This window comes from Mucilaginibacter sp., assembly GCF_039925265.1.
Taxonomy (GTDB): Bacteria; Bacteroidota; Bacteroidia; order Sphingobacteriales; family Sphingobacteriaceae; genus Mucilaginibacter.
This window is the reverse complement of sequence record NZ_JBDSZG010000002.1, coordinates 78,579-95,799: the sequence shown is the minus strand read 5'-3', so window position 1 is coordinate 95,799 and position 17,221 is coordinate 78,579. Positions and strand designations below refer to the sequence as shown.

Annotated in this window: 12 protein-coding genes; 5 read left to right on the top strand and 7 right to left on the bottom strand. The window is 47.6% G+C overall.

Annotation, left to right across the window (positions count from 1 at the left end; all coding sequences use genetic code 11):
* Positions 1-163: 163 nt before the first annotated feature.
* From ABIX36_RS00485 to ABIX36_RS00465, 5 genes are all read right to left on the bottom strand, one after another.
* Positions 164-1,945, bottom strand: coding sequence for a hypothetical protein (locus ABIX36_RS00485; RefSeq protein WP_348080221.1), 1,782 nt, complete (start codon positions 1,943-1,945; stop codon positions 164-166).
* Positions 1,942-4,056 (bottom strand): DUF4175 family protein, encoded by a 2,115-nt coding sequence (locus ABIX36_RS00480; RefSeq protein ID WP_348080220.1) that lies wholly within the window; start codon positions 4,054-4,056, stop codon positions 1,942-1,944. The genes ABIX36_RS00485 and ABIX36_RS00480 overlap by 4 nt, the downstream gene beginning before the upstream one ends.
* A complete protein-coding gene (locus ABIX36_RS00475; RefSeq protein ID WP_348080219.1) occupies positions 4,049-5,524 on the bottom strand; it encodes a BatA domain-containing protein in 1,476 nt (491 codons plus the stop codon). Before ABIX36_RS00475 ends, ABIX36_RS00480 begins: the two co-directional genes overlap by 8 nt.
* A 304-nt stretch (positions 5,525-5,828) precedes the next feature.
* Complete coding sequence (locus ABIX36_RS00470; RefSeq protein ID WP_348080218.1) at positions 5,829-6,707, bottom strand: DUF58 domain-containing protein; 879 nt, start codon at positions 6,705-6,707, stop codon at positions 5,829-5,831.
* A 112-nt stretch (positions 6,708-6,819) separates the two neighbouring features.
* Positions 6,820-7,818 carry a MoxR family ATPase gene (locus ABIX36_RS00465; RefSeq protein ID WP_348080217.1) on the bottom strand — a complete coding sequence of 333 codons (999 nt, stop codon included), beginning with the start codon at positions 7,816-7,818 and terminating at the stop codon, positions 6,820-6,822.
* A 311-nt stretch (positions 7,819-8,129) separates the two neighbouring features.
* Here ABIX36_RS00465 and ABIX36_RS00460 point away from each other — a divergent pair, with 311 nt between their 5' ends.
* The 5 genes from ABIX36_RS00460 to ABIX36_RS00440 all read left to right on the top strand — a co-directional run bounded on the left by ABIX36_RS00460 (position 8,130) and on the right by ABIX36_RS00440 (position 13,280).
* Complete coding sequence (locus tag ABIX36_RS00460) at positions 8,130-8,756, top strand: DUF4159 domain-containing protein (RefSeq protein ID WP_348080216.1); 627 nt, start codon at positions 8,130-8,132, stop codon at positions 8,754-8,756.
* Positions 8,757-8,800: 44 nt separating this feature from the next.
* Positions 8,801-9,430, top strand: coding sequence for an RDD family protein (locus tag ABIX36_RS00455; protein WP_348080215.1), 630 nt, complete (start codon positions 8,801-8,803; stop codon positions 9,428-9,430).
* Between the two features lie 170 nt (positions 9,431-9,600).
* Positions 9,601-10,230, top strand: a complete 630-nt coding sequence (locus ABIX36_RS00450; RefSeq protein ID WP_348080214.1) for an RDD family protein — start codon at positions 9,601-9,603, stop codon at positions 10,228-10,230.
* Between the two features lie 74 nt (positions 10,231-10,304).
* Complete coding sequence (locus tag ABIX36_RS00445) at positions 10,305-11,939, top strand: TldD/PmbA family protein (protein WP_348080213.1); 1,635 nt, start codon at positions 10,305-10,307, stop codon at positions 11,937-11,939.
* Between the two features lie 3 nt (positions 11,940-11,942).
* On the top strand, positions 11,943-13,280 hold the full coding sequence (locus ABIX36_RS00440; RefSeq protein ID WP_348080212.1) for a TldD/PmbA family protein: 1,338 nt from the start codon (positions 11,943-11,945) through the stop codon (positions 13,278-13,280).
* A gap of 94 nt (positions 13,281-13,374) precedes the next feature.
* On the opposite strand, the gene ABIX36_RS00435 is transcribed toward ABIX36_RS00440, so the two are convergent.
* Together ABIX36_RS00435 and ABIX36_RS00430 are read right to left on the bottom strand one after the other, a co-directional pair.
* A complete protein-coding gene (locus tag ABIX36_RS00435) occupies positions 13,375-16,044 on the bottom strand; it encodes a TonB-dependent receptor (RefSeq protein WP_348080211.1) in 2,670 nt (889 codons plus the stop codon).
* Entirely contained in the window at positions 16,041-17,021 is a 981-nt protein-coding gene (locus ABIX36_RS00430; protein ID WP_348080210.1) for a GLPGLI family protein, read from the bottom strand. Before ABIX36_RS00430 ends, ABIX36_RS00435 begins: the two co-directional genes overlap by 4 nt.
* Positions 17,022-17,221: the final 200 nt, after the last annotated feature.

The following is a 17,221-nucleotide window of genomic DNA, read 5'->3' as shown; positions in this document are numbered from 1 at the left end:
ATTTTGTTTCTTCATCCCTTCGGGATGTTTTATGGGTAGAAAATGCCAAAGAACCCTCTAACGTTCCAGCGGAACGTCTTATGAGTTACCCGTCTGTCTAATGATAGGCTATTGCTCTTGACAGGGGAATCGCACATGGCCCTTTTTTGGAGGCGCCATGTTATCACGATAACTTTTTCTCCACCCACAGAAATGTACACGCCGCAAGCAACAGGATATAAAAGTAAATTTTCGGCACTTCAATCCGAAGTTTTTGTTGTATCTGTTTCGTTACAATACCGCCGGGCGTATGCGCTTCGGCATAGTTGGTGGTAGCGGCAATGTTAGTGGCTGCTTTCACCCCTTCCCATTCGCCGTTATGGTACGCGTAAAACCAGGCAGTCGTGTTATTTTGCTGTACAGACTGCCAGCCTTGTGCACCCGGCCAATAGGTTGCATTTCGCTCGAAGGGAACGGCCATATTTTGTGCGGCGGCTACAGCTTCGCCATTAACCAATACTGACGGAGCTTTGTTGTTGACCAACTGTATTTGAACCGGCTCACCGACTACGGGGATAGCCAATGCTGTAATTGTGTTTTGTAACGATGTGTCTTGCCGCGCAGCAGAGCTGATAAGTGCCGACCATAAGGCCGAATAATCCCGCTGATTGCCGCCTAAGGTCCAGCTGTAAGTATTATCCAAAGTGGTAAACACCAATTTACCCCAGCCGGCGATGGTGCTGCCGGCCAGTATGTGGTTTTGCGGAGTGGCGACTAAGGGCTGCGTACCGTTTTGGTAGCGGATAAATTGGTTGCCAGTGTTGAGTTGCGCGGACGCGCTTTTTTTGCCGTTGACGATAAGCGGGGATACTGTTTCCTTGCCCACGGGTTTTTCAAGCGGAAAGTCCTTTTGCAGCCAAAGGGTTTTCCCAGCGCTGTCCGCCCGTGCAATAATGCCTAAGCCATTATTCTCTACTTCCTGTTTTAACGCTGCTGCATCCGCGCTGCTAAGTGCGCCGAACGCCGAGAGACCACCTATTACCACATCAAATTTATTTAGAGAGGATGCCGACAGCCTCTCTAAAGAGACTTGGGGAATGTTAATAAACTCGCTGCTGTATTTATCCTTGCTGATGGCAGAGCGGGCGGCTACTCCATAGCCATTTTGGCCAAGCCAGTTCTTTAAAAACTTGGTTTCGAAATCGGGCGAGGCGGATAGCATCAATACCTTTAACGGCATAACTGCCTCCACTTGCAGGGGTATGCTGCCCTCGGTAAGCGTATCGCCATTTATAACAGATTGCAGACTGTAAACCACGCGCCCTGTGATTTTCGGGGTTGCGGTTAGTTCAAAATTTGATTGACTATGAGGTTTAATAGTTACCGTATCTAAAATCGTATTTAAGCCCTTTAACAGCAATTGTACCGGTTGTGCCGATGGGTTATTGTAGCTGCCCTGTACCCGAAGGTCGCTGCCAGTTTTTAATTTGGGGTTCCAACTGATATGGGCCACCCCCCCGGGCTGCACCGAAGGATGGAAAACGAGAGGCGTATTAGTGAATTGCTCCAGCTCGGCATCGCTTAAACCGCGGCCATAAACATGCAGCGTTTGGGCTTTTAGCGTATCAGCCAGTTCATCTATGCCGCTTAATAAGATTGCCTTCGGATATCCCTTTTTTACATCCTTATCTAAAGTGAACAGCATCCGGTTTACCGCATTGTTTAGACTATCTGCACTAAAGCCATCCGTGAGCAGGATAACTTTTTCAGCCTCATTTGCCGCGTCGACCTGATGATACGCTACGGGCAAAGCAATACAGGCCAGCATCACAGAAGCAGCCAGCACCGCCATAATTCTCAGCACCAGCCATTTTTTACTCGTACGCCTCACCTCCTGCCAAACCAGGACAGCCGCCAGCAAAATGCAGAGCCCAATTACGATATATGTCCAGTTGGCCTGCATCATGGTTTGGCTTGTTTTAGGTTTTTATAATAGCTGCGCGACAGGCCCATATCGGCCGGATGCCCATCGGTTGATGGCATCACTTTGGGCGCGGCAAGCGTCTTTTGGATGGCACGCTCCACAATGCCGATATCATTTGTGTTTACTTTTTGTGCTGATAAGATCCTCCGCATAGCGCCCAATGCCGACAGGTATATTCCCGGTTGTGACGAAGCACGTGCACTTAATTGTTGATTGGCTACCTGTAACACCCTATTATCCGCGGCGTTTAAAACGGGATGTATCTTCAGCTGCTCTAAAACAGCAACCGCATTTTTCAAGCCCTCAAACTGATCTGTACCGGGCTTTATTTCCTGTTTGTTTACAGGCTGGATAACTTTATCCAATTCGCCGGTGAGGCGTTTATCCAGTTTGATAGGGGTTGGGTTATAGGCCGTTTTGGCCACGTACGAACGGGATTTTTGCTGCAGATCTTTTAACAAGCGCAATGCTTTGTAGGCAAAAGGCAGGGCAGTTTGCGGCTTGTATAAACGCAACTGCAATTCAGCTTTCCACATTTCGGTAAGAGTTGCTTTGAGCTGGGCTTTGATGGCCGGTTCGAAGAATTGGGCGTCTTCGGCTTTGTCGTGGTCGTCGGTGTATTCTTTTAATATTTTGGCGGCATTACTAAAATCTGCGGGATCGGCCACCTTGTCGCTTGTTTTTGGGCCCTCTACGGTTTCGTCTTCCTCACCTAAGAATTTGCCATAGCGCAGGCGCAACAATTTTTGATCGATACCGAGGTCGTTACTGCGGGCGTTAAATTTTTCTACCGAGATGCTATCCTTGTCCTTCAGTAATTTTTCAGCATCGATAATAATTTGCCGTTCGCTGCGGAAGAACTCGGGTTTCAGATTTGCGCCACTGAGTACACCGTCCATGCTCAGCAGTTCGGCGGTATCCTGTATGGCAACGGTAAATACATCCGTACGGCTTTGCTGCTGATGGGTATCTTTCGCCTGAACATAAAAGTAAAGCTCATCGCCCGGCTCCATATTCAGCGCAGGGAGGCTCACCAATTTCTGCACATCATACCGGGGGTTGCCGCCAAATGTATTATTGAAATTCAGTTTATACTCTTTAAACTTAACACCCTCGCCCCGGCCTTTGGCAACGGTGGCGATGATCAAAGCATCGGCGATACCATAATCATCCGTTAGTGATGCGTTGATATTTACCTGCTGTGCTTCGCCGGCATCAATGTAAGTGTATTGCTTGGGCGCTTTTACATGGATCACCGGCGGGGCATCTTTTATTACCTGGATTTGGTACAATTCCGACAGTTTTCCATCAATACTCACCTGATAAAAACCGGGTTGGCTTATCGTCTTTGAGGCTTGCCATTCGGTGCCGTTACCAATATTTTTCAGGTTGACGCGCTCCTTATCATTAAACAACAGGAAAGCATTTTTAACAGCCACATTGGTTTTGATAAACCAGCTTACCGTGGCACCTTCTTCGGCAGAAAGGTTAAACCTGTCCTGGCTGCGTTTGGCTTTGCGGGTGTAGGCAGGCGGGGTAATGGTGAGTTCAATCCCGTCGATTTGTGGCAGAATTTTTTCCATCGGGAAGGATTGCTCTGCGATGCCTATCCCTCTCGTCCATATTTTACTGCCATTTGCCGGATGGTATAACACCTTTATCGCCACGAAAAACAATGTCGATAAAAGCAGCAGCAACGCCGACCGCCAAAAACGTTTGGCGAAGGGCTTATGCTCCACTTCCAAATGATACAGTACACTTTCCGCGTTCGACCTTGCAAGTGATTGTAAAACATTCAACTCGCCCGCAGGCAATACAAGCAGCCCCGCGCTCTCTTGTAATTCGGGAAATTCCTTATCCAGAAAGCTTGTGATTTTCTCATTGCCAATTCGCCATGGGCGGTGCAGGGAGAGCATCACCGCAAACGAACCCCAAAACACCGGGAACGCCCACCATACCAGCCACGATAAAATAAAAAATAGTCCCGCAGCCAGCAACGCAATTACTGCCGACAAAGCCGCGTCTGCCAGCACCTGGTAAGTGACCCAGCGACGGCGCAGCATGTTTATTTTGTGTATGCCCTGCTCAGCCATTGGTTGGGATTTTAGTTTTATGTGATAACCAACGCTCGGCAGCAAAAACGACAAACAGAAACAGCCAAAAGTATTCTGAAATATCCTTGGGGTTTACAGCGGTGATAGATGAAGGCGCATAGCTATTAACCGGATTGTAAGGCAAAAGCTGTTGCTGGCTGAGTACCCGCTTATCGTAGTCCGGTGGCATTTTGTAGGGTTGGCTGTTTAGCAGCTTTAATATCTCCTTCGGGAAAGCGTCACTCCAAACCAGGTTATTCCAAGCGGGGTTAAAGTGGCTGTAGTAATGATAAATATTTGACTTCCCCTTCTCTTCACGCCTTAGTACCGTCTCGCCAAAACCGTCCCGCCATAAAATATTGCCGATGTGTTTGGCGCTGATGATTTTCATCAGCGCGATATTGCCGGGGATTATTTGGGTGCGTCTGTCAGTTACTTTCCCGCCCTCATACTTAAAAATATTTGCCGATATGTTTTGCAAGCGGCTATCAACTTGAGCATCCGACAACCAAAACAGCCAGGTTTGCCCCGCGGGAATTTGGTTGTGGTTTGTATATTGTTTCACTACAGCCTTTTTGCCTGTGAATGCCGCTGCTGCCTGCAACGCCGCCTTTAAATAATTGGCATCAACTCCATATTTATCTGTATAAATAGCAATGCTTAGTGTGGTCGTATCTACCGCAACAGGTGACTGGGTGGTGTTTTTCAGGCTTACCATGGGCTGCCCGTTTTGTACATTCACCGTAATATCTTTATTGCCACCAGCCTGTATGGTCTGGAGACTGAAGCTGCTTCCCGATGGGCCGCTGCCACCAAGGGTAACTTTAATAGCATCAGTATTAGTAAACGACGCGCCCGCTATCCAGCGGCTGGTAGAATCTGCCAGAGTATACGTTTTCCACGTGACGTACGATTTGATTTGCGGCTTCGTGCCCCTGAAATGATTAACCCCATTTGGCGTAAACAAGTAGACCGGCGGCACATCGCGTGCTTTTTCATCCAGTTGCTTTACCAGGCTCCAATAGTTTGCCTGGGTGGCGGTATCTTTCATACTGGTATCGGCTAAGCGTTGCTTTAAATCGCCTTTTGCAAAACCTTTGTTAAAATAATGAAACTCGTAACCTGCTTTCAGTAACGAGTCTACCCGCGGCTTAAATTTTTGGTAGCTTTCCTTTAAATTCTCTTTGGGTATAAGCACCCAACCCTTTGCTTTTTTCTCCGCTGAAAAATAGGCCCATAGCGGCCCCGCTAAAAAGAACGCCAATAAGGCAAGCAACAGGCACCGCAATAGCAGCAGTAAAATATCCAGTAATTTAAAACTTCGGCTGGTGGTTTTAGAGGCTTCAGTGATGAGCGATATGCTACCCACCTTCAGGGTTTTGCCCGGCCGGATATTCCATAGGTGTATCAGCACAGGTATACTGATGGCAACTAATGCGAAGAACCATATGGGGGATAGGAAACTCATTTATTGGGAGTGGTGAGTGGTGAAAAATGAGTTGAGGTTTGTAAAAGCACATGAAAGACCCGGAAAGAGCGATTAGTCCGAAACCTTGAATGCCTAAAATCTTTAAAATATCCCGTCATGCCGAATTTATTTCGGCACCCCATATGCAAAGTCGGCGAACTGCAGGGCGGTTTAGCATCGGGGCTACCTGTCCTGTGGGGTCCTGAAACAAGTTCAGGATGACATTCATTATTATTTAGAAAATCCTTGTTCTCAAAGCCCTTACTCAGTAAACAGCAGCCACAAAACCTGGTGATTTCCTGCTTCATAATGCCCCCTTCTTTCTTTGCACTAAAAAGTCCCGCAGTGCTTCATCAAGTGGTTGGGCGGTGCTTAACATGCGGTAGGCAATTCGCTTGCCCAATAGCTCCGACCTGATGGCCGCCAAATGTTGCTGTAATCTTTCTGTATAGGTTTCTTTTGCGCGCTGGGTATTTACCTGTATGGTTTCGCCGGTTTCCAGGTCCTCCAGGGTGGAGTAGCCTTTAAAATCAAAATCTAACTCGTTCTGCCCCATCAGGTGAAAAACAATGATCTCGTGCTTTAACGCTGCCAGCGAGGTAAGCAGGGTGTTAATCTCTCCGTCGGCCTGGTACATATCCGTAATAAAAACCAGCAGTTCTTTGCGGCCACTGCCGGCAAAAAGTTCTTTATAATGGATCGGCTTGGTGAATGTGCCACCTGCCTCTACCTGTTGCAAGTGGTAAAACAAGCGCTGCAAATGCTGTGGATCGGGCTTGGAAGGGAGCGAAAACAGCTCTCCATCTTTAAAAACGTTCAGTGCTACGCTATCGCCCTGCAGGTTGGCTAAGTAGGCCAGCGATGCTGCCAAAAAGCGGGCGTAATCTATCTTCTTCACCCCATCGTCGTCGTGGTTCATAGATGCGCTGGCATCTACCAAAAACCTTACGGAGATGCTGGTCTCAATTTCCGATTCTCGGATGTAATACCTGTCGCTTCGGGCAAACATGCGCCAGTCGAGCCACCTCAGGTCGTCGCCCGGCTGATAGCTGCGGTATTGGCTAAATTCCAAACCCGGGCCTTTTACCGTGCTTTTGTTAAACCCATTCATAAAGCCATCGATAACCGTTTTCGCCAATAGTGGCAAATCCTTAATGGTCATTAATACTTTGGGATCGAGCATAGAACCGGGATTTATACGATTAAGGGATTCTTTGGATTTTCTTTTGTCTGAACCTTGATTTTTGGGATTAAACGATAATCATGATTTTAATCGTAAAATCTGCTAAATCTGTCTAATCCAGGTTCCCTTTTCTTTCTATAACTTTCAGCAACTCCTCTGTCACTTTATCAGAAGTTATCCCTTCTGCTTCGGCTTTAAAGTTCATCAGGATGCGGTGCCTTAATACAGCCGGGGCCATGGCGTGAATGTCTTCCATCAAAACCGAATACCTGCCTTTTAATAACGCTCTTGCCTTGGCCGTCAATATCAATGCCTGCCCTGCGCGCGGACCAGCTCCCCAGCGTACCCATTCTTTTATAAAGGCTACCTCCGTAGTATCGGGCCGCGTGGCACGGATGATATGGCTTACATATCGCGTCAGGTCTTCGTTTATGGTTACCTGCCTCACCAGTTCCTGCGCCTGGGTTATTTCTTCGGCGGTGATAACGGCTTTTACTTCCGCTTTCTTGCTGCCGGTGGTACGGTTCAGTATCGCAAACTCCTCCTGCTCGGTTGGGTAGCCAATTTTTATCAGCAGTAAAAACCGGTCAAGCTGTGCTTCGGGCAAGGGGTAGGTGCCTGCCTGCTCAATCGGGTTTTGGGTTGCGAGGATAAAGAAGGGTTTATCCAGCGGATAAGTTTGCCCTCCATATGTCACTTCAAATTCCTGCATGGCTTCCAGCAGGGCCGACTGTGTTTTGGGCGGCGTGCGGTTTATCTCATCCGCCAAAATAATATTGGCAAACAGCGGGCCTTTGTTGAATTTGAAGAAACGCTTGCCCGTGGCATGGTCTTCTTCCAGTATCTCGGTGCCGATGATATCCGTAGGCATCAGATCGGGCGTAAACTGGATGCGCCTGAAAGCGAGGTGCAGCGCCTGCGACATGGTTTTTACGATCAGCGTTTTCGCCAGCCCGGGTACACCCTCCAGCAGGCAGTGACCGCCGGCTAAAAAGGCTACCAGCAGTTCGTCCAGGATATGGTCCTGACCAACAATTACCTTTTGTATCTCGGTTTTCAGCTGCGGTAATTTGGCAAGCAGGGTTTTTATGTTTTGTTCGGTAAGTTCCAATCTTATCGTGTTAATAATGTTATGTTCGATTAATTGCTTGCAGGCTATTTAACTCACCCCGACGGCACTAATTCCTCACTCTGCCTAAAAGCCTTACCTAAATCCTCTCCAAAGGAGAGGACTTGAAAAGTCACTTTGCCTCCCTCTCCTTTGGAGAGGGCCGGGGTGAGGCATTACGGTGAGGCAATTTAACTAAATACCCTGCTTTTTTACCAAAAACTCAACAAAGTATCATAAACTTTACAACATTGCAAGGTTTATAATGGAGGGCGGGCAGAAATTTTATCCTAATTTTAGAGTTTTTGGAACAGATGGCACAAGGCGCAAAATTCACTTTTACCAGGTTAAGCTACCACAGCGGCGATTGGGACACCGATCAGCGCATGCCCTCCAACCTGCTTAATTCGCTGGTAGAATATACCACCATCCCCATCGATCCGCATGAAAAAGTGATCCCGCTTAGCAGCGACGATATATTTAACTACCCTTTCTGCTACCTCAGCGGGCACAAGCTGGTACAGTTTGATGCGAACGAGAAGGTCAACTTTAAAAAGTACGTGCAAAACGGCGGCTTTGTGTTTGTTGATGATTGCAACCACGATATCGACGGGCTGTTCGCCAAATCATTCGAGGCGCAGATGGCGGCATTGTTTGGCCCGGCGGCGTTAAAAAAAATCCCCAATAACCATAAGCTCTATCACTCCTTCTTTAGTTTTGATAAAGGCCCGCCCACTACCGCCTTTGAGCTGAACGGCTGGGGCGACGACCTGGTGCACGATTACCTTAAAGCCATCGAGATAAACGGGCGCATTGCCGTACTGTACAGCAGTAAAGATTACGGCTGCGAGTGGGATTATGATTTCCGCAACAAGCGGTTTCTGGCGGAGGATAACACCAAATTCGGGGTGAATATTATTGTTTACGCCATGAGTTCCTGATACAGCGCCTTAATTAATTATCTTAGCGCACATTTAATACCCAAATGAACGATAGTTACTACATCCTGGTAAAAGACGAACAAACCGGTCCGTACACGCTCAAAGAAATGCTTGAGCAGGATTTGGATGTGAACACTATGGTTTTAACACCCGGCAGCGAGGAGTGGCAAGAGGCATCTTACGTACCCGAATTATTTGAATATTTTGAGGAGCAGGGTATTTACTTCCCTACCGAAGGGAACCTGGCCAACTTTTGGATAAGGTTGCTGGCTTACGTTATAGATCTGTTTTTATTGTCGATAGCGCTCTCTTTCATTGCACGGGACTATGTTATCGAACTATCAAAATCTTTCAATATTGAAAACCCAACCCCAGCCCAATCTATAGAGCGTTTTAAATTCAGCCTTGCGCTGTTTGTACTATTGGCATTGTACAGCACGCTTTGCGAATCTACCCCAATGCGTGGCAGCATAGGCAAAAAACTATGTAAACTCGCCGTGGTTGATGCCGATGGGCGCAGGCTTAGCGTTGGCCGGGCTTTGCTGCGTAATTTCGCCAAAATATTATCGAGTTTGCCCCTTAACATTGGCTTCCTTCCTATCCTTTGGAACGAGCGCCGCCAGGGCTGGCACGATATGATCGCCAAAACCTACATCATCCGCCGCGAGGCGTAGTTACTATAGTTTATTAATGATGCCAGGCCGCGCCGGATCGCCGGGGCGGGGTGCATCCCAATTGTATCTACAAGATTTTATAAAACAAAGTAAATCGCCGCCGACATTGATTTGCTCAAAACTGCGATAGCCGCCGTAAATTTCCTTGTTTATTACCTATCTTTCGCTTGATGATAAACAGCTACTATATACTGGAGAACGGCGAGAAAACAGGGCCGTACACGCAATACGAATTAATGGATATGGGTCTTGACATTCATACCATGGTGCTATCTCCGCTGGACGAAGACTGGCAGCAGGCCTGCGACCTGCCGGAGTTTAACGAATATTTCGAACAACAGGGCTACCTGTTCCCCACTGCCACTAACCTGGCCTCGTTTTGGTGGCGCTTGCTGGCTTACCTACTGGATTATATTATTATAATCGTTATTGTGGCGGTGTTTTTTATAGTGCTTTCTATTATCCTTAGTTTAACAGGCGGCAGCCCTATTCTTACCGATGACGAAAGCTCTACCAAAGCCGAACCTATTTTAAACTTAGTTGGCATATTGGCTATGATCTCTTATCACTCCATCTGTGAAGCTACTTCATTAAGGGGCGGGCTGGGCAAAAAAATATGTAAACTATCCGTAGTTGATGCTAATGGCATGCGCATTTCATTTAGTAAGGCGTTGTCGCGCAACTTAGGTAAAATATTATCCAGCATGGTGCTGGGGATAGGCTTTTTAAGCATCTTTTGGGATGATCATCGCCAGGGCTGGCACGATCACCTGGCCAAAACATATATCATAAAGCATTAAAATTTGTTAAATGACAGTCGCACCCTAACGCCTGTATGTTTATATCATTATATTAGGCTTTTAAACGTATCACCTTGAAAAGAAAAGATTTCCTTTACCTTACCGGCATGGGCATCAGCGCAACCATGCTTAGCAGGATGACCGCCATGGGTAGTCCGGTAGTGCCCGGCACCCGAATGCGCGATGTGGACGTAACCCTGAAAAAGCGCATGGCCGATGTTGCCCTCAACGCGGCGCGATCTAAAGGTGCCACTTATACCGATGCCCGCATTGGCCGCTACCTTAACCAATTTGTGGTTACCCGCGATAAAAACATTGAGAATATTGTGGATACCGAAAGCTACGGCATGGGCATCCGCGTTATTGCCAATGGCTGCTGGGGCTTTGCCGCGACAGATAAACTGGATAACGATAGCATTGCCCGCGCCGCTGAAAACGCCGTGGCCATAGCCAAAGAGAACGCCCGCATCCAAAGCGAGCCCGTGCAACTGGCCCCGCAAAAAGGGTACGGTGAGGTAAGCTGGAAAACCCCCATCGAGAAGAACGCCTTTGAGGTGCCGATGAAGGATAAAACCGACCTGCTGTTATCTGTAAACGATGCCGCTTTTAAAAATGGCGCTAACTACGCGCAGTCGGTATTGTTTTTTGTGAACGAGCAGAAATACTTTGCTTCTACAGATGGCTCTTATATAGACCAGGACATCCACCGTATATGGCCGATCTTCGGCATCACCAAAATAGATGAGAAAAGCGGCAAATTTGAAACCCGCAGCAGCTTAAGCGCCCCGCGCGGCATGGGTTACGAATACCTCATCCCCCGCGAAAGCGACAAGATAAAAGGCGTTACCACCCTGTACCGCGACCGCTACGATATGCTGGAAGATGCCGGTGCAGCGGCCCTGCAGGCAGCGCAAAAACTAAAGGCAAAATCGGTAGAGCCAGGCAAGTATGACCTTGTGCTGGATCCAAGTCACCTATGGCTCACTATTCATGAATCAGTAGGGCACCCTTCGGAACTTGACCGTGTACTGGGTTACGAAGCAAACTTTGCAGGGACCAGCTTCCTCACACTGGATAAATGGGAATCGAAAAAATTCAAGTTTGGCAGTGAGCATGTAAACATTGTGGCCGATAAGCTGCAGCCGGGCTCGCTTGGCGCGGTTGGGTACGATGATGAAGGCGTTGGCACCAAACAATGGGATATTATTAAAGACGGCATATTGGTAAACTACCAGGCCATCCGCGACCAGGCGCATATCATCGGCCTTAAAGAATCGCAGGGCTGCTGCTACTCGCAAAGCTGGCAGGATGTACAGTTCCAGCGCATGCCAAATATTTCGCTGCAACCGGGTAAAACCCCGCTGAGTGTGGAGCAGATGATCAGCAAGGTAGAAAAAGGCATTTACATTGTGGGCGATAGTTCCTTCTCTATCGATCAGCAGCGCTACAACTTCCAGTTTAGCGGGCAGCTTTATTACGAGATCAAAAACGGAAAGATAGTAGGTATGCTGAATGATGTTGCCTACCAGGCCAATACGCAGGAGTTTTGGAACAGCTGCGCCGCCGTTTGCGATAAAAGCGATTACCGCCTGGGCGGGTCGTTCTTCGACGGTAAAGGGCAGCCGGCACAAAGCAGCGCGGTATCTCATGGTTCATCAACTGCCCTGTTTAAAGGGGTTAACGTAATTAACACAGCAAGAAAAATTTAAGATATGGCTATTTTAACTGAAGACGAATGCAAAGCGATATTGAAAAAAGCGCTTAGCTACTCCAAAGCCGACGAATGTGAAGTAAGCCTTAACGGGTCCGACTCTGCCAATATCCGTTACGCCCGTAACTCGGTATCAACCAGTGGGTCGTTAAGTTCAACCAGCATGGCCATCTCCTCTGCCTTTGGCAAAAAACTGGGCATTGTTACGCTGAATGAATATACCGATGAGGCCATCTCCAGCGCGGTAAAACGCTCGGAAGAACTGGCCAAACTCGCACCGGAGAACCCGGAGTATATGCCTTTTTTAGGCCCGCAAATCTATGCGCCATCTGCCAGTATGTTTGTGCCGGCAACAGCCGCCATTACACCGGCCCAGCGTACCACTATGGTAGCGCAGAGCCTGAACGTAGCCAAAGAAAACAAATTGACTGCCGCGGGCTTCCTACAAAACAGTTCAGGTTTTTCGGCCATGATGAACTCGCACGGGCTATTTGCTTATAACACTTCTACGGATATTAACTTCTCCATCACCCTGCGTACAGCGGATAGCCAGGGCTCGGGTTATGCTACAAAAGATTATAACGATGTAGCCAAGCTGGATACGCTGGCATTTACCAAAATAGCCGCGCAAAAGGCAAGCGGATCATCAAACGCCCGCGCTATTGAGCCGGGTAAGTACACGGTGATACTGGAGCCTGCCGCCGGTATTGTACTGTTAGAACAATTGTACGGCAGCCTTGATGCACGCAGTGCCGACGAAGGCCGCAGCTTTTTAAGCAAACCCGGTGGCAAAACCAAACTGGGCGAAAAACTGGTTGATGAACGTATCAACATCTATACCGATCCATCGCACCCCGACCTGCCAAGCAGCAGTTGGAGCGGCGATGGCCAGCCACAGGTAAAACGCAGCTGGATAGAAAAAGGCGTGGTGAAGAATTTTAGTTATTCGCGCTACTGGGCGCAGAAGAAAGGCGTTCAGCCTATACCCGGCCCCGGTAATATTATAATGGATGGCGGAACCCAAACGCTGGAGGAACTGATAAAAGGTACCGAAAAGGGCATATTGGTTACCCGCCTATGGTACATACGCCCGGTTGACCCGCAAACCCTGTTATTTACCGGCCTTACCCGCGATGGTACTTTTTACATAGAGAACGGCCAGATAAAGTTCCCGATAAAAAACCTGCGCTTTAACGAGAGCCCGGTTATTATGCTGAACAACCTGGATGCCCTGGGCAAACAAGAGCGCACCGTAAGCGGCGAAAGCAGCCAAAGCGCCCTGATACCGCCCATGCGGATAAAGGAGTTTACCTTTAGCTCATTGTCGGACGCAGTTTAGTGAGTGGAGAGTAGTGAATGGTTAAAACTGTAAGCCATACTATAGCAGGTTGATAAGAACTACTTACCATTCCCTACTCACCACGCTCCACTAATTAAAGCGTAAACGTAACCTTCGCAAGTACAAACCTCCCCGGGATGCTGTAGGTACTGGAGGTAAATGAATTTGCCGAAAGATACAGCGCGCTGTAGGTTTTGGTATTGAACAGGTTTTGGGCGCTTAACTCAATATCCGCTTTTGTTTTTTTGAATTTATAGCGGATGCTGGCATCGGCAAACATGTATTTCAGATCATTAGCTTGCTGTTGGTGGGTGTAGTAATGATCTCCCGAGAGGGCAAAGAACACATTATCAAGCGGGTTATAATTAACAGAAGCCTGCTGGATCAATCGCTCGAACTTGCTTTTTGTTGCCACTGCGGATGACTTGCTGGTGGTTTGGTCGTACCCGGCCTTGTAGCTAAAGTTCACTTTGCTGCTCACTTTGGTATCGGCCCCAAAATTCAACGTTTTGGATACCGTGTTGTACGGCAGTACAATATTGTTAAGGATCTGGTTAAGTTTGGTAGTTTGTATGGCCAGCCCCGCGCTGAATGTAGTGCGCAAACCAAAAGAGTACTTACTTATATTCCCCGCCAGCGACCACGAATCCACATTATTATCGTACGGTAATACAATGCGCTGCTGTATGTTATTGGTTAATATACTGGAAGCGATATTGTTGGCGTCCTGGTGCATATACGATGCATTCACGCTGAAAAAGAACAACTGGATAGCCCTGCGGAAATTAAAACCCAGGCTGGCCGATTGTGTTTTGCGTTCGGTAAGGTCGGCATTGTTAGCGTACAGGCTGCGGTAGTTTTTAAGGATGTAGCCGTTGTATACATCCTGTATGCTGCCAATATCGTTACGGAAATTGTACCCCAGCGAAAAGTAATTCTCAATGCCGCTTTGATATTTTACGGTAAGGCGTGGATTAAAATACAACCTGTCGAGGCTTTTGTTCAGGCCGTAATAACCATCGTTGTAATGGATGTTGAGGTAGTTTACCGGCAGTGCTATGGTCATTTTCAGAATGTCTCCCGGGATATCATAACCGGCCTCGGCGTAGAGCTTGCGGCGCTGCCAATCTAAATTGTTTAGCGCGCTATCGCCTACCAGCTTTGTGGCGTTATTTAGTTGCGTTACGTTCAAATCCGACTTTAGCGTTTGCGATTGCAGGCTGAAACCCGCCTTGTAGCTTTGCGTAACATTATTGCCCGGTATTTTGTAGCCCACATAATTATTGGTGAACCAGGTGGGAATATCTGTATTTTGGGTAAGCTGCTTGTAAGCCGCGCCGTTATTAAAAATATCGGGGTTCAATCCAGGATCAATCACCCGGTTCTCGGGTTCGGTACTACGGTTGAGGTAACTGTACAGCTCAATTATTTTATTGGTTTTAAAGGTTTTCATGTAATTGAACTCGTTGGAGAGATCCATCAGGTTATCCTTAAAAACCTGGTTAACGGGCGTACCGTTGGTTACCAATGCCGAGTAATCGGTGCTTTTGCTGTAGTCGGCTATAAAGCTGTTGAAAAGGTAAAATTTATCTTTATTAATAGTGAGGCCAAGTTGCGTGTGCAAATAATCGGGGCGGCTCCTGTTATTCTGCACCTCCGCGTAACGGATAGTATCCGCAGGTAAATAAAACTCGCTGAACTTGGTGTATTTCTGCTTCTGCGTATCGTGCAGGTACGATAAGTTGGCCCGCAATTGCACATCTTTTTGCACATTAACCAAATTATTGAGGTTAATGATGCCTGCCTGATTAAACAGGTAGCGGTTGCGCGGCAGATCAGGGTCGCCGGCTGTGCCTAACGAGAGTACGGTTCCGGGCTTATCATTATCCAATCGGGATAGGTAGCTGGAGTAGTTATGTGCCACCAGGTCGCCGGCCACATCAAAATTTGTATTGTTTACCTTAATGTAGTTAATGGCCTTGTATTTATCCTTAAACATCATGGCATTGATATCGGCATAGTACTTATCCGGTAGCCCCGCACCTAAAGTTTCCTGCCCCACCAACTGCAGTTTGGCGTCCTTTTTTATGGTGATATTCATGGCAACGTCTTCGCTCACTACTTTATCCTTCAGCATTTTTACCGGCTGGTGATTTTCCAACACCTGCACTTTATCTACCACACCATTGGGGATAGAGCCTGTAGCTATGTTGTACTTATCATCCAGCAGGTTATCCCCGCCTATATAAAAGTTGGAAATGGCCTTACCGTTGTAGCTGATGGTACCATCCTTCGCCACGCTAACGCCGGGCAGTTTTTTGATCACATCGCCAATTACCCTATCCTGCGGACTGGAAAAATCAGACACTTTATAGTCCAGCGTATCGCCATGGGCGCGTAGCCGTGGGTTTTTATCCTTTATGGTGACGGTTTGCAATTGATTGGAGGCCGCAGAGAGTTTGAAGTTATACGGCACTTCCAGCCCTTCAATTTTTCTTACCTCTTTTTTAAACCCAACGCAACTTACATTCAGTTGCAAATTAGCTTTATCGGCCTCGGCCGGCACAGGCAGCGTGTAGGCCCCTTTTGCATTGGTAGTGGTATACGCAAGGATAAGATTCCCACTTTTAAGACTAACGCTTGCAAAGGAAACCCCTTTGCCCAGGCTATCGGTTACGGTACCTTTTATGCTTTGAGCCAGGCACGCGGCGGCGCATAGCGTACATAAAATGAACACTACACACATTTTGTATAGCCTTATCATTTCTTTTCGGGCAACTCTAATGGGTTATTGATAACAGCAGGTGTACCGTTGGTAACCATTACCGAACGGATTGGGCCACCCGGACCACCACCACCTGGGCCACCGGGGCCACCAGGACCGCCACCAGCCGGGCCACGCATGTTGCCGGCTCCGCCACCCATTGCGGCCATAAACGCCTGCGGGTCTTTCCGCATAGCGGCCTGTAGCTTGTCAAATTCTTTCACGCTGGCTTTTACCGCGTTTGCAGGCAAGGCTATTAAATTCGGATCGGCGTTGTCATCAGGACCACCAAATCTGATCACCGTGCCCTCCGGAGATGGCGGCGGGGTGGTAGCAGCCACGGCAGGTTTATCCGAGGCTATCACCTGCTCCATGCCGTCAAATTTAAATTCTACTTCTTTATTAGTATCGTAAGCTTCCACAATAAGGCCTGGTAAACCGTTCAGTTTCCATGGCCCGGCGCGGAAAGGCAGGTCGGGGCAAAACCATGCGGTGTAATCTCGGCCTTTAAAATGCCCGGTTGCTTTTTGGCAAAGTAAGGTACCAAAAGTGGCGGTGTCGGCCGTTACCTTCCAATTGATAACCGGCATCTGTTCCTCTATTAGGTACGGGGTTATCAAATTTTCCTTCCTTACCAGTTTGTTAGTTGCCGCAAACTGGTAGATTTCCGATCTGGTGGTTGGCTTGCCGCCCGTTATTTTAATATTTACGTTACCGCTGCCTTTTTGTTCAGCCATTTGCGTTTCTACTTGTTTGCGCATCAGGGCATCCTGCAATTTACGGTCGTAACTTTTGTAGGCGCTTGATGATTGGCCCAAAAACAAGATCATGTTCTCGGTATATGGTTTATCTTTTGCTGTGGTATCGCGTACATGCGAGAATTTGTAGCGCACGGTGGCTTTCGCCATCTCGGGGCTTTGGGCTTTAGCGTTAAAAACGATAATACCGAAGGTTAATAGTAAAATTAAACTTTTCATTTTGTAGTGATATGAGTATTAAAATTAAGGTTGAAAGTCGATTACAAAACAAATATAACTATTAAATTAGTTATTCTACGATTATTTCGTAGAATTTAACAACTTTTAACGTTTGGAGGAAGGTTGTTAAAAGTTGGAGTTGTTGGAAAAGTTTTAGAAGTTTTAACGGTTAGTAGCGGTAAAGTTTTAATTGAGTCAAA